Source organism: Agrobacterium tumefaciens (genome assembly GCF_013337285.1).
Lineage (GTDB): Bacteria > Pseudomonadota > Alphaproteobacteria > Rhizobiales > Rhizobiaceae > Agrobacterium > Agrobacterium burrii.
Genome location: NZ_SUPW01000003.1, coordinates 440309 through 466096, shown reverse-complemented (window position 1 = coordinate 466096; position 25788 = coordinate 440309). Strand labels below are relative to the sequence as shown.

The 25788-nt window shown below is 54.7% G+C and carries 24 protein-coding genes and 2 tRNA genes; 14 read left to right on the top strand and 12 right to left on the bottom strand.

Annotation, left to right across the window (positions count from 1 at the left end):
• From FCH38_RS12285 to FCH38_RS12270, 4 genes are all read left to right on the top strand, one after another.
• Complete coding sequence (locus FCH38_RS12285) at window positions 1–924, top strand: ABC transporter permease (RefSeq protein ID WP_149899600.1); 924 nt, start codon at window positions 1–3, stop codon at window positions 922–924.
• Window positions 917–2560 (top strand): ABC transporter ATP-binding protein, encoded by a 1644-nt coding sequence (locus tag FCH38_RS12280; RefSeq protein ID WP_174373934.1) that lies wholly within the window; start codon window positions 917–919, stop codon window positions 2558–2560. The genes FCH38_RS12285 and FCH38_RS12280 overlap by 8 nt, the downstream gene beginning before the upstream one ends.
• Window positions 2557–3438, top strand: a complete 882-nt coding sequence (locus FCH38_RS12275; RefSeq protein WP_174373933.1) for a dihydrodipicolinate synthase family protein — start codon at window positions 2557–2559, stop codon at window positions 3436–3438. Before FCH38_RS12280 ends, FCH38_RS12275 begins: the two co-directional genes overlap by 4 nt.
• Before the next feature lie 198 nt (window positions 3439–3636).
• A tRNA-Ser gene (locus tag FCH38_RS12270) sits at window positions 3637–3726 on the top strand.
• Between the two features lie 461 nt (window positions 3727–4187).
• Here FCH38_RS12270 and FCH38_RS12265 read toward each other — a convergent pair.
• From FCH38_RS12265 to FCH38_RS12255, 3 genes are all read right to left on the bottom strand, one after another.
• A complete protein-coding gene (locus FCH38_RS12265) occupies window positions 4188–4727 on the bottom strand; it encodes a Panacea domain-containing protein (protein ID WP_174000358.1) in 540 nt (179 codons plus the stop codon).
• A 256-nt stretch (window positions 4728–4983) separates the two neighbouring features.
• The gene (locus FCH38_RS12260) at window positions 4984–5682 is read right to left on the bottom strand and encodes a DUF6998 domain-containing protein (RefSeq protein ID WP_174373932.1); all 699 of its coding nucleotides are present in this window, start codon (window positions 5680–5682) and stop codon (window positions 4984–4986) included.
• Between the two features lie 15 nt (window positions 5683–5697).
• Window positions 5698–6972: a PAN domain-containing protein gene (locus FCH38_RS12255; RefSeq protein ID WP_236776600.1), complete on the bottom strand. Its 1275-nt coding sequence runs from the start codon at window positions 6970–6972 to the stop codon at window positions 5698–5700.
• 181 nt (window positions 6973–7153) lie between these two features.
• Between FCH38_RS12255 and FCH38_RS12250 the strand changes: the two genes are divergently transcribed.
• The 5 genes from FCH38_RS12250 (at window position 7154) to FCH38_RS12230 (ending at window position 14108) form a co-directional block, all read left to right on the top strand.
• The gene (locus tag FCH38_RS12250; protein ID WP_174373931.1) at window positions 7154–8146 is read left to right on the top strand and encodes a tyrosine-type recombinase/integrase; all 993 of its coding nucleotides are present in this window, start codon (window positions 7154–7156) and stop codon (window positions 8144–8146) included.
• Window positions 8147–9966: 1820 nt separating this feature from the next.
• A complete protein-coding gene (locus tag FCH38_RS12245) occupies window positions 9967–10533 on the top strand; it encodes a recombinase family protein (RefSeq protein WP_174373930.1) in 567 nt (188 codons plus the stop codon).
• Between the two features lie 133 nt (window positions 10534–10666).
• Entirely contained in the window at window positions 10667–11137 is a 471-nt protein-coding gene (locus tag FCH38_RS12240; protein ID WP_174373929.1) for a hypothetical protein, read from the top strand.
• Between the two features lie 35 nt (window positions 11138–11172).
• Window positions 11173–12114 (top strand): hypothetical protein, encoded by a 942-nt coding sequence (locus FCH38_RS12235; RefSeq protein ID WP_174373928.1) that lies wholly within the window; start codon window positions 11173–11175, stop codon window positions 12112–12114.
• 356 nt (window positions 12115–12470) lie between these two features.
• Window positions 12471–14108, top strand: a complete 1638-nt coding sequence (locus FCH38_RS12230) for a DNA cytosine methyltransferase (protein ID WP_174373927.1) — start codon at window positions 12471–12473, stop codon at window positions 14106–14108.
• On the opposite strand, the gene FCH38_RS12225 is transcribed toward FCH38_RS12230, so the two are convergent.
• Window positions 14105–14719 carry a BglII/BstYI family type II restriction endonuclease gene (locus tag FCH38_RS12225; RefSeq protein ID WP_174373926.1) on the bottom strand — a complete coding sequence of 205 codons (615 nt, stop codon included), beginning with the start codon at window positions 14717–14719 and terminating at the stop codon, window positions 14105–14107. The two genes, FCH38_RS12230 and FCH38_RS12225, sit on opposite strands and share 4 nt — an antisense overlap.
• Window positions 14720–14843: 124 nt before the next feature.
• Here FCH38_RS12225 and FCH38_RS12220 point away from each other — a divergent pair, with 124 nt between their 5' ends.
• The 5 genes from FCH38_RS12220 (at window position 14844) to FCH38_RS12200 (ending at window position 18192) form a co-directional block, all read left to right on the top strand.
• On the top strand, window positions 14844–15641 hold the full coding sequence (locus tag FCH38_RS12220; RefSeq protein ID WP_174373925.1) for a BglII/BstYI family type II restriction endonuclease: 798 nt from the start codon (window positions 14844–14846) through the stop codon (window positions 15639–15641).
• A gap of 66 nt (window positions 15642–15707) precedes the next feature.
• Window positions 15708–16472, top strand: coding sequence for a hypothetical protein (locus FCH38_RS12215; RefSeq protein WP_174373924.1), 765 nt, complete (start codon window positions 15708–15710; stop codon window positions 16470–16472).
• Between the two features lie 85 nt (window positions 16473–16557).
• The gene (locus FCH38_RS12210; RefSeq protein ID WP_174373923.1) at window positions 16558–17298 is read left to right on the top strand and encodes a DUF4145 domain-containing protein; all 741 of its coding nucleotides are present in this window, start codon (window positions 16558–16560) and stop codon (window positions 17296–17298) included.
• 93 nt (window positions 17299–17391) lie between these two features.
• A tRNA-Ser gene (locus tag FCH38_RS12205) sits at window positions 17392–17481 on the top strand.
• A 348-nt stretch (window positions 17482–17829) separates the two neighbouring features.
• The gene (locus FCH38_RS12200) at window positions 17830–18192 is read left to right on the top strand and encodes a hypothetical protein (protein WP_149899743.1); all 363 of its coding nucleotides are present in this window, start codon (window positions 17830–17832) and stop codon (window positions 18190–18192) included.
• A gap of 123 nt (window positions 18193–18315) precedes the next feature.
• Here FCH38_RS12200 and FCH38_RS12195 read toward each other — a convergent pair whose 3' ends face one another.
• The 8 genes from FCH38_RS12195 to FCH38_RS12160 form a co-directional block, all read right to left on the bottom strand.
• The gene (locus FCH38_RS12195) at window positions 18316–19422 is read right to left on the bottom strand and encodes an agmatine deiminase family protein (protein WP_153514354.1); all 1107 of its coding nucleotides are present in this window, start codon (window positions 19420–19422) and stop codon (window positions 18316–18318) included.
• 40 nt (window positions 19423–19462) lie between these two features.
• Window positions 19463–19660 carry a hypothetical protein gene (locus FCH38_RS12190; protein ID WP_174373922.1) on the bottom strand — a complete coding sequence of 66 codons (198 nt, stop codon included), beginning with the start codon at window positions 19658–19660 and terminating at the stop codon, window positions 19463–19465.
• A gap of 49 nt (window positions 19661–19709) precedes the next feature.
• Window positions 19710–20639 carry a sugar phosphate isomerase/epimerase family protein gene (locus FCH38_RS12185; RefSeq protein WP_174373921.1) on the bottom strand — a complete coding sequence of 310 codons (930 nt, stop codon included), beginning with the start codon at window positions 20637–20639 and terminating at the stop codon, window positions 19710–19712.
• 55 nt (window positions 20640–20694) lie between these two features.
• Window positions 20695–21636 (bottom strand): sugar phosphate isomerase/epimerase family protein, encoded by a 942-nt coding sequence (locus FCH38_RS12180; RefSeq protein WP_174373920.1) that lies wholly within the window; start codon window positions 21634–21636, stop codon window positions 20695–20697.
• A gap of 79 nt (window positions 21637–21715) precedes the next feature.
• Window positions 21716–22888, bottom strand: a complete 1173-nt coding sequence (locus FCH38_RS12175; RefSeq protein WP_174373919.1) for a Gfo/Idh/MocA family protein — start codon at window positions 22886–22888, stop codon at window positions 21716–21718.
• A gap of 80 nt (window positions 22889–22968) precedes the next feature.
• On the bottom strand, window positions 22969–23871 hold the full coding sequence (locus FCH38_RS12170; protein WP_174373918.1) for a sugar phosphate isomerase/epimerase family protein: 903 nt from the start codon (window positions 23869–23871) through the stop codon (window positions 22969–22971).
• 23 nt (window positions 23872–23894) lie between these two features.
• Complete coding sequence (locus FCH38_RS12165) at window positions 23895–24716, bottom strand: ATP-binding cassette domain-containing protein (protein ID WP_174373917.1); 822 nt, start codon at window positions 24714–24716, stop codon at window positions 23895–23897.
• 9 nt (window positions 24717–24725) lie between these two features.
• The gene (locus FCH38_RS12160; protein ID WP_336510797.1) at window positions 24726–25730 is read right to left on the bottom strand and encodes an ABC transporter permease; all 1005 of its coding nucleotides are present in this window, start codon (window positions 25728–25730) and stop codon (window positions 24726–24728) included.
• Window positions 25731–25788: the final 58 nt, after the last annotated feature.

The window sequence follows — 25788 nt, the reverse complement described above, 5'->3', positions numbered from 1 at the left end:
ATGAGCCTTTTGAACGCCGATACCCGGATCATCGATGAGCCGTCCTTCGCAACGCGCATGCTGCGCATGTTGTGGGCCGATAAATTCGCGCTTTGTGCCGCTATCTTCCTCATCATCATCGTCATACTCGCTTTCGTCGGTCCGGCGTGGCTTGGCGATCTGGCGACCAAACAGAACCTGCGCGGGCGCAATCTTGCCCCGTTCGACTGGCAGCGCGAATGGTATTTCTGGCTGGGGGCGGATGCGCTCGGGCGCTCGCTTCTGGCACGCATCGTCGCCGCCACGCAGAATACGCTGATGATCGCCGCCGGCGCCGTGCTTCTGTCCGCCGTCACCGGCACCGTGCTCGGCTTGATCGCTGGTTTTTCATCCAACCGTGTCGGCCAGATCATCATGCGGCTGGCGGACGTGATCATGTCTTTTCCATCGCTGCTGATCGCGGTCATCGTGCTTTTTCTGCTTGGCTCCTCCATTCTCAACCTGATGCTGGTTCTGGCGATTACCCGCATCCCGGTTTACATCCGCACCACAAGGGCGGAAGTGCTGGAGGTGCGCGAACGCATGTTCGTGCAGGCGGCAAGGGTGATGGGCGCATCGGGCAAACGAATTCTCTTCCGTCACATTCTGCCCGTGGTGCTGCCGACGCTGACGACGCTTGCGACGCTCGATTTCGCCTATGTGATGCTGGCGGAAAGCGCGCTGTCCTTCCTCGGCATCGGCATTCAGCCGCCGGAAATCACCTGGGGTCTGATGATTTCGCAGGGGCGGCAGTACCTCACCAATGCCTGGTGGCTGTCATTCTGGCCGGGACTGGCCATCATCCTCACCACCCTGTCGCTTAACCTGCTGTCCAACTGGCTGCGCATCGCGCTTGACCCGGTGCAGCGCTGGCGGCTGGAAATGAAAGGCCGCAAGCATGGCTGACCATCTTCTCGAGGTGCGCAACCTTTCCGTGGAATTTCACACCGCAAGCGGTGTCGTCCATGCGGTGAAGGATGTTTCCTACCATATCGACCGTGGCGAAACGTTGGCGATCCTCGGCGAAAGCGGCTCGGGCAAATCGGTATCGTCCTCGGCCATCATGAACCTCATCGACATGCCGCCCGGATATATCAGCAGCGGCCAGATATTGCTTGAGGGCAAAGACCTTCTGACCATGCCGGCAGAAGCCCGCCGCGAGGTCAACGGCCGGCGCATCGCCATGATCTTTCAGGATCCGCTCAGCCATCTTAACCCCGTCTATACCGTCGGCTGGCAGATCCGCGAGGCCATGACCACCCATGGCATGGCCAAGATGGAAGCCGAAGCGGAGGCGAGGCGCCTTGTCGCCCGTGTCGGCATTCCCGATCCCGACAGTGCATTGAAGAAATATCCGCATGAATTTTCTGGTGGCCAACGCCAGCGCGTCATGATCGCCATGGCGCTGGCGCTGCGGCCCGACCTTTTGATCGCTGACGAACCGACCACTGCGCTTGACGTGACGGTGCAGGCCGAAGTGCTCTCACTGCTCAAGGAATTGCAGCGGGAAACCGGCATGGCCGTGCTTATCATCACCCACGATCTCGGCGTCGTCGCCGAAATAGCCGACAGGGTGGTGGTGATGGAAAAGGGCGTGCTGGTGGAGGCCGGCACCGTTCGCGATGTTTACCGCAATCCGCAGCATCCCTATACCCGCAAGCTCATCAGCGCCGCACCCGGCAGGGGCGACATGCACGAGCCGAAAGCGGCCGGCGAACCGCTGCTCAGTGCGCGCGATGTCCGCAAGCGTTACGGCGCATTCGAGGCGTTGAAGGGTGTTTCCTTCGACCTCATGGAAGGCGAAACAATCGCCGTCGTCGGCGAAAGCGGCTCCGGCAAATCGACGCTGGCCCGCATTTTGCTGCGGCTCGACGAACCGGATGCGGGCAGTGCGTTATGGAAGGGACGGGACCTCTTCAAGCTGTCGCCTGCCGAACTCTTTGCGCTGCGGCGCGATCTGCAGATGGTGTTTCAGGACCCTACCCAGTCGCTCAATCCGCGCATGACGGTGTTCCAGTTGATCTCCGAAGCCTGGGTGATCCACCCGGATATATTGCCGAAAGCAAAATGGCGCGAACGGGTTGCGGAATTGTTGCAGCAGGTCGGCCTCTCGCCGGATCATCTTCGCCGTTATCCGCACCAGTTTTCCGGTGGTCAGCGGCAGAGGATCGCCATTGCCCGCGCCCTGGCGCTGGAGCCGAAGCTCATCATCTGCGACGAGGCGGTCTCGGCGCTCGATGTCTCGGTTCAGGCGCAGGTCATCGCGCTTCTGGACAAGCTGCGCCGCGAAATGGGCCTGTCCTTCATCTTCATCGCGCATGACCTGCCGGTGGTTCGGGATTTTGCCGATCACGTCATGGTCATGCAGCGCGGAGAGGTGGTGGAATTCGGCACCGTCCGGCAGGTTTTCGAAGCACCGCGTGAGGAATATACCCGCGCGCTGCTCTCAGCCAGCCTCGATCCCGACCCCGATATGCATTCCGCGCGCAACCCGGCAGGGGCCGACCATGCCATCGGAAATTCAAGTGGAGTTCTTTCATGACCAAACAAGCCTTCGTCGCGCTCGTCACCTGTTTCAACGAGGACGAAACGATCAACTACGAGGCGACCCGCGCGCAAGTGCGCCGCCAGGTGGCGGCTGGTAACAACATCATGTGCGCCGGCACCAACGGCGATTTCACCGCGCTGACCCATGAAGAAAAAATCCGCCTGACGGAAGAGGTGGTAAACGAGGTGGCTGGCCGCGCTAAAGTCATCGTCAATGCCGGCATGCCCGCCACATTCGAGACCATACAGCTTGCCAAGGCCTTCGACCGCATCGGCGTGGACGGCATCGCCGTCATCACGCCCTTCTTCATCGCCTGCACGCAGGAAGGCCTGATCCGCCATTTCTCGACGGTGGCCGACGCCGTTGAAACACCGGTCTATCTATACGACATTCCCGCCCGCACCCAGAACCACATAGAACCCGAAACGGCGCGCAAACTTGCGACCCATGGCAATATCGCCGGCATCAAGGATTCCGGCGGCGCGCAGCAGACACTGGAGGCCTATCTTCAGGTGGCGAAGGAGATGCCCGGTTTCGAGGTTTATTCCGGCCCTGACCACCTCGTCTTGTGGTCGTTACAGAACGGCGCCGCTGGCTGCATCTCAGGCCTCGGCAACGCCATGCCGGATGTGCTTGCCGGTATTCTCAATGCATTCAACGCCGGCGATATTGCCGAGGCCGAACGCCAGCAGGCGATCTACGCGGCCTTTCGCACCGATCTCTACGCACTCGGTTTCGCGCCTGCCATGATCAAACGCTCGCTCTACCTCCAGGACCCCTCCGTCGGCGCCAGCCGCCAGCCGGCCCTGCTGCCGGATCAGGAACAGGACGACCGGATTGTAGAAATCCTACGTCGTTATCAATTGCTCTAACACCATTGCCGCATGTGACGCGCACGGCTGGAGGTCGATGCGTGTCACATGAAAAATGCCTGTAAAAATCGCCAAAAGTCGGCGCATTTCTCCAGTCTCTTCCATGACGAACAATTTGTGACACAAACGCGAAATTTCCCTTGTCAGCCCGGCCATTGATGTTTATGAGGAGCGCGCAACGCAAGCGTTCGCGCATGCGGAGAGGTGGCAGAGTGGTCGAATGCACCGCACTCGAAATGCGGCATACCTGCAAGGGTATCGTGGGTTCGAATCCCACCCTCTCCGCCATAAATTACGCTGAGCCGTAAGATTTTTCCGAGATAGCCTGATTTCATTAGGGACTGTGTGTCACAGCAAGAATTGGCTAGGGCCACACTTTCGGCACAAGCGGAGATTCGCGTTACTCGTCCGATTTCGACGTAGATTTTCCGACGGCAATGCCAGCGACGATTAAGAACGCGCTACCAAGCACCTTCAATATGTCTGCAAGCCATTCCCTCTCTGTCAGGAAAGCACCTAGGAAGACAATCAATAGGATGAGCAGGAGAATTGCGAACGACAATGTCAGAGCGGCGGCATGACCTTTGTCGTCCGTGCCGTAGGCAAATCCCCATCGGGCAAAATGAAAGACTTGGTTTGGGGCGTGCCCGTCAGTGAAGCAGGGATCTTTTCTAGTATCCGCGTCCGGCTGATCAGGAATCTGTGCAGGCGGAGAAGGAACTTCCCACTCCGCCGGAGATGCAGCCTTATCAGTTTGGTTTTGTGAGCTTTGATCGGAAGACATCGCGGATCAACGTATTTGGAATGCGAGGCTTTGAATCCAGTGTTCCGTAGCTTTCTTTAACAATTGTCCACGGTTCTCCCGGTGCGTGGGTAGCATTTGACAATTGCACGCCGGACATACCTTTGTGTGTCTCCCAAACATTCTGCAGGAACGCTAGAACCTCAGCATCAGGTGGATCCGGTAGCTCAAACTTCATGAAAGGACCATTTCCAGATCGCGCCAAAATTTGTGCTCTCTTTCCTCTTATTGGATTTTTTCCGAACTCCTTGAAGTTTCCGTAAACGTCACCAACAACGGGTCCCCATGGCCAAGCCTCGACATCATCGCCGAACAATGGCTTTCCTGTGTGCGCAAGCCACCAAGCATGAGCGTAGAAGACGAGCTTCTGCAGTTTCATCTGGTCGATCAGTGGAAACTGCGAATGATCGTTTGTCTGAATATCGAGGAAAGCGTTAGCTACCGCTGCCGCAGTAGTCCGAGCACCTTCCGCTGTGATGTCTACCATGCGAGGGCCTCCCTTCTGCGAATCACAAAGACAGCGCCGGAACCGTAGCCCCCGCGCTGATTTTCCCAACGAATATAGGTTGATTCTTGTGTGTTTGCTAGAGGTAAAGGGTTGACTCGCTGAGAATCGGTCGTCGAGAAGCGTGAGTCGGGATAGCCCTGACGCCTCTTAGAACATCCTACGCTTCATCGACAATGATTGCTGGACATTACCGATGGCGAAGGTCGGCTTGCAGAACCGTGAACCTTGTGCACGCCTAAAAAGCAGGTGCCGCATTCAGTGCGCGAATAACGTCAGCCCCAAGCTGTTGGGTATTTTTCAATCCGCCTTTCGAAGTAAACAAATCGATGCCGATTTCTGCCGCGACCGAACGTAGCGTCTCTTTGACTATGACGTTTTGCAGTTCTCCGTTGCGAAAAATACGGATCGCGCCATTTTCATATTTTACAATCTCGAAGTCGGAGTAAGAGGCTTTTCCGGCTATTTCGAGCGACTCAACGGGATGTTCTTCGCTGGTTCCACGTTTGATTGGATAAACGAGCTTACCGCCCTGTCCCCGCATAAGCAGACGAGCGGCGTCTACCGGTGCGTCCAAAAGCTCTTCCACGGATACCCCTTTGTCGTCATCGATGTTGACCCGGAGGACCATCACGCGATCCACGTGATGAAACGTATTCAGAGTGAAATCGACGTGGGTAGAGCTGGTAATGGTTTTAACCGATATCCGTTCATTCGAAGCGGACACTACGTCGTAGCCTCGCTGGTTGGTGTCCAGAGCCATCTGCCCGCGAGTAATCATCGCGGCATAGAGTTCACCGATACGTCCCGTCAGGTGGTTCAGCTCGCCGGAACTAACACCCCAGCTGATTTCTTTCTCAAACCAAGAAAGTGCTTCAGCGAGCGACTGGATAATCTGGACTTGGGTGAGTGTTGGTCGGTCGGTTACAGCAAGCATGCTCTTGTTTCCGTTTCAGTCCAAGCTGATGATCTTGGCAGGTGCAAACCGTTCCAGCTTTTTCAATCCGGATACCATTCCTTTGCCCGGCATGGGTGTTCCGACCGCGCCTTTCAGCCAACATTCTTTCTTCGGCTTGATATAGGTAAAGGCCACGCACTGCCTCTCGTCGATGCACGCTAAACGACATTCCAGAGGAGTCTTCGCCGAACGTTCTGGACGCCGGGATAAATCGCCACCGGGTAAATCGACGTCGTCAAACAGTGCTGACTGCGGATCGATCGTTCCAAGCGTGATGGCAGATGGGTCTGCTTCTGCTCCGCTCAAAAAGCGTCCCGAAAATGCAACGCTATTTCCATCGGCTCGTCCCTCGTTCGATTTCAGGAAGCAGTTCGGCCCTCTCTTGATTTTGGGATTGGCATTGTATGTAAAAGCTTTGCACTGGCCATTCATAATCAGGCAACGTTGAGCACATTCGCTAGCGTCAGCGACCCGCTGCGATGAAATGTCGTCACCGAATAGGTCTAGCCCAGTGTAGATGGCAATGCGATTGGGTCGCCGTGTGAACTCATCGAGGGTCGACAGTTTCGCCTGTTGTTGTTTTGAGTCTGGCGCAGGCGGCGATGTGCGACCGTCTCCCAGAAGATCAGCATCACTTTGTTTCTGGTCGCTATCTTGGCCAGCGACTGCAACGGGAACATCGATAGTCGTTGGCGTCGTTGATTGTTCCTGCGCCGTTCGATTGAGCTTGTATTTATCCACCTCGTCTTGGCTGAATATATGCATTTCATCCGGGGGCGTCTTAAACATGACGTGCATCACGTCGACCGGTGTTCCAAAGCGATTGAGAACTTCGATAATATCCGAGATCGCCAGCTGCGCGCCAACTAGGTCCGGCGAGTCGGATGAAATCTGATGAACGCCTAAGGCTCCATCGACCTTCCGCTCATTGCCTGCGAGAAAGACGAACGAACAGGCCGACAGGCATTTGCTTTCTTTCGCGATATACGTCGCCAGCTTGCGTTGATGGATATCGTCCGCAATGAGCAAGCCCATCTGGACATTGCCACCGGGACTGTTGAGGGTAACGAGCTTCACATTTGGCGCTGCTTGGAGCGCGCGACGAAAGTTTAGACCTGAGTTGACGTCGATATCGCCATTCAAAGCAATCACGTCCGGATTTGCGTCACTTACGGCAAAAGGGCCGAATGTTCTCTCGCCGGCAAATGCTCCGGAAAAAGTTGCCAATGAAATAACGCTGGCGCTAACAAAGCGAAGTAATCCACGCATACGCAATACCCTTTACCCATGCATATCAAACTATACTGACGCCGCGCGTGCAAGGCGCTCAATCATAAATCGCCTATGATTTTTGATTGCAGTTAATGCGTGTGATTGCTGGGCCGGGATAATCCTTGGCCCCCTCTTCGGGGCATCCTACGCATGATCGACAACAAACGTTGGAGATCACATGGCCACTATCAGAAAACTCAGAGGGCGCTGGCAGGCTCAGGTGCGTCGTCGCGGGATGAAACCTCGCTGCAAATCATTCGATACGAAGCTCGAAGCCGAGAAGTGGGCACGCGACCTTGAAGCACAGGTCGATAGGTTCGGCGCTGCCCCTGACACGAAAATCCTTGAAAGCACGACGCTTGGGCAGCTTCTCGAACGATACCAGCGCGAAGTTTCGCCTTTGAAACGCGGCTCCGCCCAAGAGATACAGCGCATTGATGTGCTCCGCCGGCATGGTCTCGCCTACCGGACGATGATCGGTCTCAGCCAACAGGACATTGCCTCGTTCCGCGACGAGCGCCTTCAATCGGTAGCTCCATCAACCACTGTTCGGGAGCTTGCGATCCTGAGCCACGTTCTCGAGGTTGCTATCCGTGATTGGGGTCTGCCGCTTGCAAAGAACGTGGTGAAGCTAGTGCGTCGTCCGGTGATACGAAATGAGCGGAGCCGCCGCTTGACCGGCGACGAGGAGCAACGGCTGCTCGATGCTTGCGATACCGGGAAGATACCTTTCCTCCGCATGCTTTTGATCGTTTCCATCGAGACCGGGATGCGCCGTGGTGAACTTCTAGGATTGAAGTGGACAGATTTTTCGCACAATCGCCGGGTGCTTACGCTTGCTATGACCAAGAACGGCTCCGGTCGTGATGTGCCTCTGTCACAGCGCGCATTCGAAGCGCTGACCGAATGGAAGTCTCGCGCTGATGTCGATGAGCCTCTGGTATTTCCGCTGAGCGCCGGTTCGCTTGAGCAGGTTTGGCGTCGGCTGCTGATACGTGCTGATATTAAAGGGTTGCGCTTCCATGATCTACGCCACGAGGGCGTCAGCCGTCTGTTCGAGCGTGGTTTGAACGTCATTGAGGTCAGCAGCATCAGCGGACACAAGGAACTGCGCATGTTGAAAAGATACACGCACCTCGCCGCTGACGATCTCGTGGCACGTCTTGGGTAGGTGATCCACGAACTGTTTGCGCTATTCCTCTGCGCCGGAGGACATCGAAGTCCTAGAAAAATTCGCTATAGCCGTAGGGGATGCCTTGGGTTGTCACCGAGTTTCAAAAGCCAAACCACCTCTCCCGCGAGCAGACGGATATTTACATTCCGACAAATAAGTGGTGTCGGACGCGCTGGAACAGCAGTAATTCGACCGGAATAGCAAGCGCGCTGGAAACGGGCTTCTTACGACCAATAAGAAACTCGTTTCCGCTATCTTTGCGTTAAGTTGTCGCGAAACCAGTAATTTCACATTTTTTCCTTCATTTTTGGCGTGTTTAGGTTCGATAACTATTGAACGTTTGATGAGAACGCCTTTTTCGTTTTGTGTGGTGAAGCAAAAAGACGCCGGTAGCCACCTGAAGATTTAATGGGGGCATCGACCGTGGTGTTTATAATAGGTATGCACGTGGAGTAGTAGTCTAAAACAGCATGACCTTAGAGTTTCTGAAAACAACCATCTAATAGCCTACCAATAACTGCGGAATAGAGCTATCCCCCCCTCCCTTAAGACTGAAGCATAAAGCTCTGGCAACAGCCAAAGTCAAAACATTGATATGTCTAGACCGTCTCAAGGGAGGGAGGATACTATGTAAATCTGCGTCTACAGAGAGCTAAGGCAAATAGCGTTAATCTACGCGGAAGGCGGATGCCGTTTTCCTTCCATAATGCCGTATCCGAGATATCTTCATATCTCCATCGGTTAGTCGCAGCACGGAGTGCCGAGACCGCATTCCCTGCAAGCATACGTCTCAACCTGTAGGGAATTTCGGGATGTGGTCCACGCCGTAAAGGCGACCACACAGAGCCCGAATCTTTTGGTGTCCATTCGTGCAAACGCACAGGCGACGAAACACATAGGCTGTCCATGATCTTAGTCATGGGGTCGCGCTACGCCCTTCTTTCCCTTCATGTCCCGAACCATGGCGTTGCCACCTCAACAAAGGATGGCTTGGACGCTTGCAACGTGACTTCGGGGATCGGACCCGGAGCCTTCGAGAAAATCATCTTTCGGGCGATTAATCCCTAAGAAGATCGAACAAAGTTCAACTGGAACTAATATAGCATTTTATCCGAAGATTACGAATAAATTTCACGATTTTTCGTGAATTCTCCAGAAATTTTAGCCTCTGCAATAACGACATGTAGAGAGTCGCACACGCGCATCCGCCGTATACTTATGAACTTACGTCGAACATTGAAAACCGCAGCCAGTGGGCCTCTCTGTGTCGGTGTGATTGTTTCAAGCGCTAAGTATCGCCGGCGTAAGCTCTATCAAATCCGGACTATCCCAACCATGGTCGCTCTGGGTCCTGCGGCTTACTAGTGAACTCGCTTCCAGCCTTCCATTCGAAATTTTCTGGCTGTGAAGGCTTTTTCGGCTTGGCCGACGCGTCTGCTCTTTTGGCGCGATTAGTCCGTCTGACTTGTTCGACGGGAGACAGGCCCGCGACGACGATGAGCGCTACGAAACTAAAGCAGAAACCCAGAACAAACCAACCAAACGCATTGCGATTTTTATTCGCAGCAATGATTGCGCTGCCCCCTCCAAAAACACATCCGGACACAATCAGCAAAAATAAAAACATCGCTATTTCCCTTCAGCCGAACGACCCGAGGGAACGAAAGGGAACCTTTATCCGATAGACAAGTCGATGTGGAACTGACCCGGACACGTCTTTAGATTTCAAAGGCTTCCGGGTTTGTTTGGTTTTAATCCCGACAGAGCGAAAGGGTTGCTTTATGTCAAGGTGACCCGATTGCTGTAAGGGAAACGCAATGAAATTGATTGGCTACGCAAGGGTTTCTACCGTCGAGCAAAACCTCGATCTTCAGATGGCAGCTTTGTCAGCCGCGGGGTGCGAAGAAATCCTGACGGATCAAGGTTCCTCCGGTGCGGACTTTCAACGTCCTGGACTTCTAAAAGCTCTCCGACATCTAAAGAGCGGGGACATGCTCATCGTTTGGCGATTGGACCGCCTTGGTCGCTCGTTGGTTGATCTGATCCAGACCGTAAATAAGGTGTCTAAACGAGGTTGTGATTTCCGATCGTTAACCGAGAACATCGACACGTCATCATCCAGCGGTCGGCTAGTCTTTCATATGATGGGCGCGATGGCAGAATTTGAGAGAGCAATTATTGCTGAGCGCACCAAAGCGGGGATGGAAGCTGCAAGAATTCGAGGCTCCCGGATTGGTCGAAGACCATCTATGTCACCGGAACAGATCGAAGCGGCTAGACGCGCGGTAGAGACGGAATGCCGTCCTATCGCGGAAATCGCTGCGAACAACGGCATTCATCCGAAGACGCTGGCTAGGCTCTTGCGGGACGCGGATCGAAATTAGGGTAACTGTCCATCGCTTTCCGATGAGCACTGCTGCGGGTTTGATTTTCAAAAATATTCCACCCCTGTTGACTTTGTCTTGGTAACGTTAGATATCGTGATGGTAACGATACATATAGTTACCGGAGCGATGAATGGCAAAAACTCGAGCAGAAATACAGAGAGAATACCGCGAACGCAGAAAATTGGCGGCGGAAGCTAAGCGAGCGAAGCCTACGCCGGCGATCAATCCCTTGATTACGGCATCGTCTCAAACGTTTGCCGATTTCTACGCGCAGCACGAAGCCAATCTTACGCACCCAGAAGGTCTCGATTGGGTGGGTATTGGATTAGACGTTCATTTGGGCGACGAGCCCCCCAAACTCTCAAAAGCCCATCTTTGGCGTGAGCAAGGTATTGAGGTCAATTCACTAAGCGTTGCAGCGGCCCGGATGGAGGTTTTCATCGATGCCGCGAAAGAACTCGCTGACCTAATCAACAAGTATCAGCTTCAACAAATCGATGGTCGATTGGCTTCGGCGCAGCCAGCCGAAGCGAAAGAGCTTCAGGCTCTGAAAACACGGCTATCCAAGAAGACGAGCCATTTCTTCCCGGTCATCATTTAACCGTGTGCAACCGTTGCACACAGAAAGAATTGAAAATGGACAAAACCGTCGGTTACGATAACGTTGAGGAACTGGAGATTGCACTTGCTGATCTCGACAGCTCAATGGCCAATTCCGCGTCCGAGCATCAAGGCACTCCCAACCCGGTGACCACCGCAGTGGCATCCGACGTTCGGTCTGCCCAGCGCGACGAATTTTATAAAAAATTGCTGAAAGCCGATGCAGAGGAACTTAAAGAAACCGCGGATCGAATCCGGGAGCGTCACCGCACGAGCATCATAGAAACGGGTGAAGACCTTCTCAAGATCAAGACAAATAAGAGCGGCATCTTTGTCAGATGGTTGGAGGTCGAGTTTGATATGAGTGTTCGGACAGCTTGGAACTACATCAGTGTAGCAGAGCAATTCGCTTCTACACCCAAAGTGGTGGACGTGTTCCCACCAGCTACTGTCTATAAGCTGGCCGCCTCTGGAACGCCCGACGCAATTCGTAAAGCTGTAGTGCTGGAAGTGAATTCCGGTGAGTGCCCAACCAAAGAAGACGTGGAACGCCGCATTACGGAAGCAAGAAACCGCGCCCGAAAGGATCGATTAAATGCCCGTCAGAAGCTTGCGGATGAAAAAGAAATCGCTGCCTGGAAAGCGACTGAGGCGAAAGCTTGGGCGAAGCGAGAAAAAGAGCTGAAGAAAAGTGGCGCTTCTGACGAAGATATCGCTACCGCTCGGACAGCATGGACGAACGACATGGAACAGAACGAGAAGGCGAAGATTAAGGCGCTCCAATCACGTAAAACTGAGAAAGAGCGCGAGCAGCAAAAGCGTAATGAGAACGCCAAGCGTCTTCAGGAGAAAGCCTATTCCGCTGCAAAATATCTGATAGAGAACTTTAAAGGCGATCGTAACCGACTGGCCGAGCTCATGGAGGGTGTTTCACAACATGATGTAGCGAATGCGCTAGCAGCAGCGGTTCGCGCTTAATCTCTTGCGACGAAAGACGAGATACGCCCGCATTTGCGGGCGTATCTCGGTCGCTTAAATGACGCTCTAGCACCCTCGCGCATCAAACACGAAAAAGCGTCAAGCAGCGCCAAGCCGCCTGAGAGCTCCTCTGAGTCAAAGAACGCGGGCTAATACCAACCAGTTCTTTTTAAGCACGCCACGCACCCAAGCGGCCCATTGCTTCTTTGGTGATAGCCAGAACCAACCACCTGACGCGTCGCCCACCAGCTCAGTCTCACTGATAACCTGCGAATTCGAGCGCGTTGGATCTTGCGGTTTTCTGCTCTATGGGTATTATCGGATGCTGTTGAATCGGGTTGAATTAAGGATGTGTCGTGCGAGCAATTGATCTTTATGCTGGAATTGGCGGCTGGAGCACAGGGCTGAAGCTGGCAGGCATTGAAGTCGTTGCCTCTTACGAACGCTGGCAACCGGCGATTGATACCCATAACGAAAACTTCGCAGGTAATATCACAGCGACAGATATTCGAGCTCTAGCGCTTGAAGATTTGCCTCAGGATGTTGATCTGGTCGTGGGTAGTCCACCCTGCACCGAATTCTCATACGCCAATCGCGGCGGCCGTGGAAACATAGTTGAAGGTCTTAAGGATGTTTTCAAGTTTCTCGAAATCGTTGAGTTTTTGCGCCCGCGCTTTTGGGCGTTGGAAAATGTTCCGCGCGTAGCTGACGTGTTGCGGCGTGGCTTCGATGATGAAGAGCATGTTTTGTATCGTTTCCGACATCTGAGTCCAACGATCAAAGTATTGGATTTCTCAGAATTTGGCGCGCCGCAAGCTAGAAAAAGATGCGTTGCGGGAAATATTCCCTTCGAGTTGCTAGATAGTTACCGGGGAAGGCTCAAAACTTTGACGTTGGGCGATGTCATCGAAGGCTTGAATGCTCAAGATGTCGTAAAGGACCCGGTATGGGGCGTTGAGTTGCCTGCAGAAAAGCTCACTGACATGGAGGTTGAGCCAGCACTTAACCGCGAAGAACTGCGTATGAACAGGGAGGCGAAGGAGTTCCATCCTGTTTATAACAACATGTCATTTCCTGATCCTCTCGATCAGCCATCTAGAACTGTAACTGCCACTTGCACGCGAGTTTCGCGTGAAAGCATCGTTATAGCGAGCCCGACCGCGGAAGGTTCTTTCCGCCGATTAACGATAAGGGAAAGATCCACTTTGCAGGGGTTTCCCATCACTCATCAGTTTTTTGCTAAATCCTTCTCGGAGAAAGCGAAAATGGTAGGAAATGCGATACCCCCAACCTTCACGTATTTGCTTGCTCACGCGGCCAAGCTAACAGCAGCAGAAGATTTACCGTCGTTTGATGAGGCGGGTCGCGTCTTGACGCTTCCATTAAAAATGTCGACCGTAACTCTGCCGGACGTGGAAGGTCGCTCGTATCCTACGAAGAGAAATTTCAGGGCAGCTCTCCCAAACCTGCGTTTCAAAAGCGGGATGCGTTTTGATCTGTCGAACGAATTTGATGGTGAAAATGTTGCTTGGAAAGTCGGTTTCTTTTTCGGGTCATCTAAAGATATTCGGCAAATTCGTCCGGATGCATACATATCGCGCCAGCTTCAACAGTCCAAAATTATCGCATCTATAATGCTTGAAATGCATTCAGAATTAGCACGTCTAGAGCAACTGCTAGCCGAGTCTTCACCGGAAACTCTCCAGAAGGCATGGACACGGCGTGCTAAAGGACTGGGTCCTTATGAAGTAGTCGACGCCTTGGGGCGAATTGCTGACGAAATTCATCTAAATCTAGAAAAAAATGCTGAAAAAGCTGAGATCCATCGGCTTTCCATTGTTGTCTTAGAGATAGCGGCTAGTGCCACCCCCGGTTCGTCCATCCTTGGAGAGAGTAAACTCAAGAAAAACTCGCTGCGGATAATAAGTGGTTTGCTTGTTGCTAGTTGGTTTAACGCGGGTGGATGGCATAGTCGGGTGAAGCTGGCAGCTTAGTCCGAAGCGATACCAAACAGGACTAGAGGAACGCCCGGGACCCCTCTACCTTCACGCATGAGATTGAACAGCTCGCCCTCGTAGTATCCGGGGCCGGAGGACATTTCTTTCTGAAGGGATTTCATCGGTATAATCTCGATGCCTACATCAATCTTATCTCCGACATAAAACGCCAAATGCTTCACAAACAAATCGTAGGCGATAAAACTATATTTTCCGAGTTGAACTTCGACAGAAACTCGATCCTTAACGAAATCTGTTTGGTTTTTGGAGCGAAAAGGGGTGAAGCCTGCGCTGAGAATCTCAGCTTTCTGCTGGGACGCCGGTAGGTCTATAATTTTTCTGTTGGTTTTTGCGTCCTCGCAGACCCAATAATCTGCGTGGGCGGGCATCCAGTTATGGCGGGAAAATCCTACTGAAAAAGCTTTGTTCAAGTCTCGGGGCGAATAAAGTGACTTTGAAAGCTTCGTTTTCTCTTTTGATATTTTTGTTCTGCAGTCTTCAGCGCTTACATTTTCAATAACTTCCTTTATCTCGGCCAGTAAGCCCGGCTTTCTCGCTTCTAGAAACTCCAAGCCGTTTAGATGAGAATAATGAGCGGCAATTTTCATGGTCTGAACTATCCAGAATCGGAATACGAATTGATAAATACTGGCCAACGCCGTGGCCGCCTTTTAAGTTAAGGATGCTTTTGATTCGCGTCCAGATTGTCGCTCGCTCGACAAGGGAGAGGCAATGTTTGAGAAATTAGTAGAGCGTGGATTTCAAATTGAGTTCCTGTCTCATGCTAAGGCTATTTTGAGCGTCGATTTCGCTGAGGCAGTGCAAGAGCTGGAAGGTGCGCTCTTAGGTGCCACAATCCCCGTTGAAGAGATTATTGCTGGTGGAGGTGGTGAAGCCAAAGGGACACAGCGTCTTCGTCGTGCGTTAAACGAAATCGGTTGGCCAAAAACTGAGTTTGTGGTGGAGCGACGAATAAACGGGGTCCCCCGTGAGAGCCAATCCCATGAAGTGGATCATGTGAGGACATTTCCCGATGGAAGTCGTATTGCGTTGGAGATTGAATGGAACAACAAGGATCCCTTTTTTGATCGAGACCTTGAGAACTTTAAACGGCTCCATGCAGACGGCGCTATATCTATAGGCATCATCGTGACGAGAGGAAAAACCCTGCACGACAATATGCGAGCAATTGTTCGCAGATTTTTATATGAGAGGCAGATTCAGAGTTTCGATGATATTAGACGCTGGGGATACGATCCCACTTCTCGCCAACGACGCCTGATTCAAGAAAAAATCGATAGAATGGTCAATCCACTCGATTTCAAAGAAGCGTTCGTAGGTCAGTTCGTTTCCGACAAATTTGGTGAAGCGACAACACACTGGCGTAAGCTTGACGATCGCCTAAGACGAGGTGTGGGTAATCCGTGTCCACTCCTATTAATTGGGCTGCCGGTTGAGGCCGTGACTTTTGATGAGGGGGAGTCAGCACTTTTGGAAGTTGAGGCGGCTGATAATTCCGAAAATCAATAATGTAAATTAAGAGATTTTCCATCGTTTACAGGTAGTGGCGAAGCGGCAGTTCTAGCATGAGCTGTGATGGAATTTTTTCGCTTTGTCGGACTGGATGATATGGAAACGTTGATAAAGGTATCTGAATTCGCAGCTTGGCCGCTTGTAACCTTGGTAGGTTTAATAATGCTGGGGCCGGGCGGATATCTAGTAAAGTTCGCGAAGACCCTAGGCGAAGCCCTCAGCAATTTCACGGTCGCGATCCCCGAGCTCCGTGATACTGCGCTTCGAATGCGAAGCGATGTCGACACGTTGTTGGCTACAGCAAAGACTGTGTCAGTTGGCTTCTCGGAAGAGTATAAAGGCCTAGAAGAGCGGATAGACAAGCTTTCAAAGCGAATGTCAGATCAACTGCAAGAGGTGAGAGAAGTCCTAGACGAGCTGGATAAGTCTAAAATTGTTGAAAGCCAAGAAGAGATCGAGAAGTCATTTGATGGAGAAGTTGCTGACGCCGTCGAGTCGCTGGACGCGGAGCCCGTCGCCGATCAGTCGCCCGATGATATGATGGAATCCATCAAAACCGAGTGGGACAACCTAACCGAAGCCTTAAAAAATCGACTCGGTAATCCGGAATACTTCGACAAAAGACAGATCGGAGCTATGGCGTGGCGCCTCTCTCATGGAAAACGGTTGCGCCCCATCATGAAAGAGGAAGCAGAACTTATCTCTGGTCTCCACTCTCAATACAAACGGTTCACAAGACTGTCAGGATCGAGAGATGAGTGGCTTACTCCTGAGGTCTATCGCAGCTTCTTGGCCGGAGTCAAAAAGGCCCTTGAGGTGCTACATTAATTTAAATGAGGTGACTCGGTTTTGACGCCTCGTCCACCTATCTCAGCCATCTTGATGCGCGGGCTTGTGAAAGGCTGTAACCGCCATGACCGGATCAAAGAAGAAAAAACATGTGATAGAGAAGGCGCATTGTCCGACCTGTAATCGAGAACAAAACTGCGCTTTGCACGGGCGAATTGATAAGCCATGGCGGTGGGAAGATAGAATCGGCAATTCAATGGTCGGGGGAGACGAATACAGTCTCCTCGAGTGCTGTGGCTGCGAAACTGTTTTTACACAGAAGAGTTCGTGGGACGAAAACAATATTGAGCAATGGTATGACTATTTTGGCGAACCGCAAAGTGAGCCAATTTATAATAAAACAACGCTTCCGTTGCCCTCGGCCCGAACTCGTCCTGACTGGCTGGATAAAATCGGTAAGATCAATCCTACCCTCTTCCATATTTTTGATGAAACTTACCGCTGCTACGATGAGAGGTGTTTTATATTAACTGCAATTGGCCTTCGGACAGCGTTGGACAATTGTGTGGGAAGTATCAAGATTGATCCGGCAAAGTCTTTTCAAGAGAAGCTTAAAGAGCTCAAGGACCTAGGCTTAATAGGCGACTCCGAACACAGCGCGTTAACCGTCTTGATCAACGCAGGAAGCGCGGCTGCGCACAGAGCTTGGTCCCCGACAGAAGAGCAGACCAACCATCTTTTAGATGTTTTAGAAAACTTCGTTCACCGTGTTGTGGTAAACGGGCAAAAGGCTCAAGAAATGGAGGGAGGCATACCTTTGCCACAACGGAGGAAGCGTAAGTCCCTTAAAAGCGACGAAGCGTAATAGGCACAGCGCGGCCACATATATGAATCGGGCTAGTGACTCCCTCCTCGTCTGCGTCGAGGAATTGCCCGCAACGCAAGCGTTCGCGCATGCGGAGAGGTGGCAGAGTGGTCGAATGCACCGCACTCGAAATGCGGCATACCTGCAAGGGTATCGTGGGTTCGAATCCCACCCTCTCCGCCATAACATGTCTTAGACAGGCAAGATTTCCCCGCAACTTTTGAACTTGTGTCGTTTGATGCTAGTGCCGAAAGTGGCTGTGGCGAGGCCCCCGGGCACTTCCATACCCTGGCACTATATGAAGCCACTGATGGGACGATGCGTCATATCCCTTAGTGAAGATCGTCGCCGCGCCAAGGCGTTTGATGCAGATCTTCAGTATCATTTGGAGATCATGCGGCGTCGATCCGCAAGAATCCGGAATGCTGGTACGGGCAGGTTCATATCCGCCATTGCCTCTCGCGGTGGAGGCGCTATCATTATTGTGTTGTAAAGGACGGCGAGCTTTGGGAGGAGTGATACGTGAGACGGATGTGGCCAGACGAATTTGCCTTTCTGCTGGACGGCGCGGAAGAGGTTGACCTGCATATTCCACCGATGGAACAAAAGGATGGTTCTCCCGGAGAAGCGATATTCAGGAAGGCATTGAAAGCCCGTATCAGCCAGCAGGATTTTGAGAAGATTTGGCCCTTGGCAGAGGCTCGCTATCGGCTGAACGGCCGGCTTTCGGGCAAGGCGATTACGCTGATTGCCAACAACCCTCATTACCAGAAATGGCACCCTTCCGACGGTGGCAGCGTCGAGAGCGTGTCCGATAGCGGTCAGAAATACACGACACGTTATGTGATCGTGCATTTTCTTCTGGATGATGTTCACGAGCCTGTCGAAGCCTGACGTTCGCAGGGGTCGGTTCTTGCCAGTGATTGGTCGAGTGGCCTCGGAGTCATTTCAGTCTCCGAGGCCATTTTCAATCTTCCGGCATATTCCGGCCGTCAAAGGCACATGAGTCCCAAACGATCAGACTTTGGGTTGCTCGTGGGTGGCGCAATGGATGCCGCCGCCTACCTCACCTACCGGGTCGATATTTAACGTGATGATCTCACGGCCGGGATAAAGCTTGCCAAGAATGGCTGCGGCTCGTTCGTCGGCTTCCCGGTCGCCGAATTCGGCGGCGATGACCGCACCGTTGCAGACATAATAATTGACATAGGAAGAGACAAAATCGGCGCTGTCGGCACGAATGTCGTAGGGTTCCGGCAAAATGACCATGTCCAGCTTGCGACCCTCGGCATCGGTGGCGGCGGCCAGAATATCGTGGGTCTCGAAGGCGGCGATTGACCACGGGTCATCGTGGTCAATCTTGTCTCCCATCTGGATCAGCAATTGGCCTGGCTTGACGAAACGGGCGAGCGCATCGATGTGGTAATCGGTGATGTCGGCGCCGATGATTCCGGGCGCCCACACCATCTTGCGTGCGCCCATCGTGTCGAGCAGCAGTTGTTCGATTTCGGCCTTGTCGCCCCGGTTGCGATTGATATTGATGAAGCTGCTTTCATGGGCGATCAAGGTGCCGTGGCCGTCGGTTTCCACCCCTCCAGCCTCGCCCACCAGCCCTGCGTCAAAAATCGGAAGGCCCATACGTTCGGCTATCCGCGCGGCAATCTTTCCGTCGGCATTATGGGTTTGCTTGTTGCCCCAGCCGTTGAAGTTGAATTGCGTGATGGCGAGCCCACCCTTGCCATCCACAACAAAGGACGGCCCGGAATCGCGACACCACAGATCATCGGTCGGAATGTCCCATAATTCGACGTTGCGCGACACCTGTTTGCGGATTGCACCATGGTGCTGCGCTGCGGCCAGCATCACGACCGGTTCGAATTCCGCGATTGTGTTGGCGATTTTCGCGATGGTTTTCTGAAGATCATCTAGGAAATCGGGATCATCATGCACGGCGGGGTTCACCGGCCATTGCATGAAAGTGCGTTCATGCGGTTCGGTTTCCTCAGGATACCAAAAACCGGCGGCACGGGCCGATGGGCCAGCCGTCCGGCCCTGTTGGGACGATGTCGAAAGGCCGGCGGTGGCAGCAGCGGCAAAAAGCAGTGTCTGGCGGCGGGTCATCATCGTATCACCATGAAAATACAAAGAAAACGATCGCTTTAGCTTATGGAGACGCACCTTGGGTTTGCCCATAGGTGCTGTCAACCAAGGCCAAATCGTCCTGCAACTTCAACTCATATTCCAATGTGGCTTTTACATGGATGTGACGGATAAATGCATGTGTTTTTAGGCTGAAGGCGTTTATGTGTCGTGTGCCGGCGTCGCCTGGGGTTTCGGGGCGGTTTTCAACCATCACTGCCATTGTGTCGGCTCGACTCTTCGGGAGGTACAGTGGTTTTACCCCGTTTGGTTCAGAAACCGCTTTTTGCGAGAAACGCCCTGCTGGCTGCCAGATCGTTCAGAATACTGCCGGCGTTGCGCGGGTCGCGTTCCTGCTCAATGGTGATGTAGCCGCCGTAACCGAGTTCCGTTAGAAGGCTACGGATCGCTGGGTAATCAATCGAGCCGCGGCCGATCGGGCACATCACGCCCTTGGCGCAGGCCTCGAAGAAGCGGATGTGTTCGCCCATCACCTCTTCAAAAACTGCGGCGTCGATATCCTTGAAATGAATATAGTCGACGCGGTCCCAATAGCGGCGAAGCGTGGCGACCGGGTCCATGCCTGAATAGGCCATATGGCCGGTATCGAGGCAGAGGCCCGCGAGGTCGGCTGGAATATCCTCGATGATCTTTTGCAGCTCGTCGGCAAATTCGATGTAGCCGCCAGCATGGGGATGAATGGTGGCGCGCACGCCGTATGTGTCACGGGCAAGCGTTGCAATGGCGCGGATGTTTTCGACCATCCCCCGCCATGCGGCTTCATCGAGGCGCGGCGCACGGTCGGAATGTCCGGCGGCATAGTCGCGCTCGTCATGACCCCAGTCCATCACCGTCAGATAGGGGGCGGGAAAACGCTGGCCGGCATGGGTTTCCGGTTTTGGCAGGCGGGTGATCAGCGCGCAGATCTCGTCGGTCTGGCGCAGCAGATTGTCGCGGTTGTCAGGTGAGACCAGATCGTCAAAGATCGTGCCGGCAACGATCTTCAGGCCACGTTCGTTCAGCGCCTGCGAAACGCGCTTGAGATCAAGCGGCAGATAGCCGTAAGGACCGAGTTCCAGACCGCCGAAGCCGGCGGCCTTCGCCTCATCCAGCACCTTTTCCCAATGGGGCAGATGGGGATTTTTGACGTCATCGACGCCCCAGCAGCAGGGAGCGGTGGTGATGGTGATCTGGTTGGTCATGGTGTCCTCGTCGCGTAGTCGGTGCCGGGCCGTATTGTGCGGCCCGGTTCGGGTCTCAGCGGCTGATGGTGGCTTGCAGGGCGTCGATGGAGGACTGGATGCCCGCCTCGGTGGACATGGTGAAATCCTCCATTTCCAGGCTCACCCAGCCATTATACCCGGCCATGCGCACCACGGAGAAAAACTCCTTCCACCATTGCAGGTCGCGGCCGGCGCCGACAGCCACATAGTTCCAGCTGCGGTTGGCAACATCAGTGACTTCTTTTAGTTCCAGCAGGCCGTTCACATCCGCCAGTCCGCGTTCGATACGGGTGTCCTTGCCATGGCAATGGTGGATTGCGCTGCCCAGCGCGCGGGCAGAGGAGATGGGGTCGGCCCCCATCCACATCAGGTGCGAGGGGTCGAGATTCATGCCGACCGTCGGGCCGACCTCGTTGCGCAGGCGAAACAGGGTTTCCGGGTTCCAGACGAGCATGGCCGAGAAATTCTCAAGCGCATATTTCTCGACGCCGGCTTCCTTGGCGAGCTTCACGAGCCCGTGCCAGAGCGGGAAGGCGCGGTCTTCCCATTGGTAACGGTCGCGTTCCGGCATCTCGTTCGGCCAGCTCTTGGTGTAGACAAGCCAGTTCGGCACCGTGTCGCCGGGCGCTGCCTCCGGCAGGCCGGACATGGTGACGATCTTCGTCACGCCGATTTCGCCCGCCAGCCGGACGGTGTCTTGCATTTCCTTAAGATGGCGTTTGCCCATATCGCCGGGATCGAGTGGATTGGCGGAGCAATTCAGCGCAGCGATTTCGAGGCCGCGGGCCTCGATTTCCTTCAGCTTGGATTTGAGCAGACTTCTATCCGCCAGAAGCTCGTCGGCCCGGAAATGCGGGCCGCTTGACCAGCCGCCGCCGGTCATCTCGATGCCCTCGACGCCGAGGGCGACGCATTTGTCGAGCATTTCGGTGAAGGGCAGGTTTGCCATGACGTCGGTACAAATTGCGAGTTTCATCGTGTCGTCTTTCTAAAAAGGCATGGGGACGCGCATGAGGAGGAGGACGGGAGAGTGGTCCGGCGCGCCCCCAAACGGGTTATGCGAAGTCGACCCAGGCGGCGCCGGCATCGGCCGAGCGGACGCAGTTTTCCAACCAGCGAACGCCTTCGGTGCCGGCCGTGATGCCGGGATAATGGTGGGTCTTCAGAAAAGCCCTGTCACCGCGATTTGCCGCGTCGATCGCCTGGGCGATCCAGAGATAGATGTTCGACCAGCTGTCACCGAGGCCTTCGGTATGCAGCGCGCCCATGCGGTCGATGGCGAGGCTTTCCTGTTCCAGATAGGGCATGCCGTGGTGCAGGATGCGGCCGGGTTCGCCTTGAACTTCGTAGATCAGCTGGTCGGGATGGGAATCGGACCATTCAAGCGAGGCCTTGGAGCCGACGAAACGGTAACGTTGCGATCCCATATTGCCGGCATTGACGGAGGAGACCCAGAGGCGACCGCGCGCGCCATTGTCGTAATGCATCAGAACGGTGGCGTGGTCTTCCAGCGGTGCGCGGGTGGGGATGAAGGCCTTGCGGTCGCAGAGCAGGCGTTCCACCTTCATATGCGGCAGCACGACTTCCGAGAGATAATAAAGATGTGTGCCGATATCGCCCAGCACGAAGGTCGGGCCGGCGGTGCGGGGATTGGTGCGCCATTTGACAGCCTCACCCGCGCCCACATCGTCACCGGAATTAAAGCCGTGGGTATATTGCAGGTCGACGATACGGATGTCGCCCAGCATTCCCTTCTTGACCATGGCCGCCATCTGGTGGACGAGCGGGTGCCCGGTAAAGCCATAGGTAACACCGACGATCAGCCCTTTCTGTTCGGCAAGCCGCGCCACCTCGTCGCATTCCGCCACGGTGAAGAACAGCGGTTTTTCGCAGACGACATGCAGCCCCGCTTCAAGGCAGGCCTTGGTGATCTCGTAGTGGGTGAAATTGGGGGTGGCGATGGAGACAACGTCCACGCCATCTTCGCGCGCCGTCTCGCCGGCGATCAGCGCCTTGTAATCCGTATAACAACGATCCGCCGCCACGCCGAGATTGACGCCGAAGTCGCGGCCCCGCTCGGCATCGAGGTCGAAGGCGCCGGCGACGAGCTGGTAATTGCCGTCGCGCAATGCGCCGGTGCGGTGCTTGTAGCCCACCTGTCCCGTGCGTCCGCCGCCCACCATGGCCCAGCGTAGCGGGCGTGAAATCAGTCTTTCTCCGTTGATCATGTCGATCGCCTTTTAATTGGATGTTCCAAACGGTCCGTTTCGGGGCGGAATTGCCCCGGTATCAGCGCCGGTTTGCCGCGTTATTTCTTGAAATAGAGGTCGATATAGTCCTGCATCTTGCCGCGCATGAAGCGGCTCGATTCATCCGCCCTGTCCTCCCAGGCGAAGACGCAGGAGGTCATGATGCCGTCGAAGCCGATTTCGGAAAGCGTGCCGAAAAAGTCGTCCCACGGCACTTCGCCCTGGCCGATGTTCAGGTGCTGGTGAACCCGAGCCTGCGTGCCGGGCGGGTTGAGGATGTAGCGCAATCCGGAGCTGGCCTTGTGGTTGAAGGTATCGCCCACATGCACATGGGCGAGCACGTCTTTAGCCTCGCGCAGCATCGCCTTGGTGTCGTCGCCGAAATAGAAGGTGTGCGGCGCGCAATAGAGGAACTTGACATTCTTCGAATTGACGGTGCGGATGATGTCGAGCGCCGGCTGCAGCGTCTCGCACCAGTCTTCGGGGTGCGGCTCGACATGCAGATTGATGCCCTCCCGCTCGAAGATCGGCACCAGTTCTTCCATGGAGCGCCACCATGCATCCTCGCAGGCCTCGATCATCGAACCGGTGTGGCAGCAATAACATGACCCCTTGTCGGGATGCGGTCCGCGGCCAAATTCGGAGTTCATCGTGTCGACCTCCAGTTCGATGGCAATCTCGATGGCGCGTTTCCAGTGTTTCACCGCCGCCTGCCGTTCCGTCTCGTCATTGGAGGCCCAGCGATACATCGGCAGCAGCGAGGCGATGCCGACATCGGCGTGTTTCAGCGCCCTCTTGAAGGACCTGATGCGCTCGGGAAACACGCGCGGCGCTTTGAACCATTCGAGGAAATCTGCGCGGGGGCTGAGTTCGATCCAGTCGAAGCCAAGCTCCTTCACCTTGGCGGGCAGTTCATCAAGGCTGGTGAAACGGTGCATGTGGGGGTCGATGGCGATTTTCATCTGTCTTGATCCTTCTTGACGTCTTAATTGGATGGAGGCTGCGGCGGGTGGCCGTCATGGCTGGCCATGTAATTTTCCACCTCTGCGCCGAGGTCGGCGAGCGCTTCGCCGCCGGCCATCAGATCGGTGATTTCCTCGCGGGATTTCTCGCCCTTGCGGAAGTTGGCGGCGACCGCACCGCGGATGAGCACGGCGAAATGGTCGCCGACGGCGATGGCGTGGGTGACCTGATGGGTGATGAAGATCACCGCGATCCCCCGCTTGCGCGCTTCCAGCACGATGCGCAGGACGTGGGACGCCTGTTTCACGCCCAGCGCCGCCGTCGGCTCGTCGAGGATGAGAACGCGTGCGCCGAAATGCACCGCGCGAGCGATGGCGAGCGATTGCCGCTCGCCGCCGGAAAGCCCGCCGATCAGGCGGTCGCCGTCATCGATGCGGGTGATGCCGAATTCCTGCACTGCCTTGACGGCGATTTCATTGGCCTTCTTGCGGTCGTAGACCCGGAAAGGCCAGAAGCCTTTCGTGGGTTCTGCGCCGATGAAGAACGAGCGGCCGATGCTCATCAGCGGAAAGGTGCCGCCAAACTGGTGCACGGTGGAAATGCCCATGCGCTGCGCATCGCGCGGCCCGTCGAAATTGACCAGCTCTCCATCCATCAGCAGCTCGCCGGAACTGGGCTGGTAGACGCCGGCCAGCGTCTTGATCAGCGTGGATTTTCCAGCACCATTGTCTCCCAGCAGGCAGAGGACCTCGCCGGCGCGCACCTTCAGCGAGATATCGTGCAGAACATCGATGGGACCAAAGGATTTGTTGACGTTTTTAAGTTCGAGAATAGGTGTCGTCATGGTCCGGCCTCACTTCTTCTTCGGGGAGTAGGTCAGCGCCATGATGCGGAAGGTGTTATTCATCAGCACCGCCAAGAGCAGCATGACGCCGATGATGAGGCTCGACCAGTTACGGTCGAACGCGGTGAAATAGATGCCCTGATTGACGATGGCGAAGGTGATGGTGCCGAGAAATATGCCGATCACCGAACCGAAACCGCCGGTCAGGAGCACCCCGCCCACGACGACCGCGATGATGGAATTGAAGATGAAGGTCATGCCGGCCGAAACCTGGGCGACATTGAACAAGATGGCCTGACAGACACCGACGAAGGAGGCGCTGACGGAGGAGAGGACGAAGAGCGTGACCGTCAGCCTGTCGGTGGGAATGCCAGCATTGCGGGCGCTCACCCGGTCGCCGCCCATCGCGAAAATCCAGTTTCCGAAAGGCGAATAGTGGACGTAGAAGATATAGATCGCCGTCAACAGGAGCCACCAGACGATGCTGACCTGAAAACTGCCGCCGATGAACTGTCCGAAAAGAAATTTGGCGATCGGGCCGGATTGCGCCGGGCTCAGCGCAACGCTGGTTGTTCCGGTCAGTAGCACCGAAAAACCGAGGATCAGCCCCTGCACGGCAAAGAGCGTGCCGAGTGTGACGATCAGCGACGGCACCACCGTCCGTATCACCAGAAAGCCGTTGATCAGGCCGACAAGTACGCCAAGACCAAGCGCGCCGATGACGCCGAGCCAGATCGGCATGCCATAATAACCGGAGATGATGGCGACCGTCAGCGCGCCTGCCGGGATCATCGCGCCGATGGAAATGTCCAGCTCGCCGGAAATCATGAGAAGGCCGACGGGAATGGCGACGATGCCGAGATTGGCGGCGACATTCAGCCAGCTTGCAGCGCCTGCGGGTTTGAGAAATTCGATGCTGCCGAAGACAACGAAGAAGGCAAGAACGAAAACAAGGCCAAGAAAGGCGCCTGATTCCGGGCGACGCAGAAGGTCGCTCAAAGAGAGATTTTTCACGTCGTTCACTCCACTATTGACCTTGGGTTTTGCGGCAATGTCCTCGCCTGCCGATCCC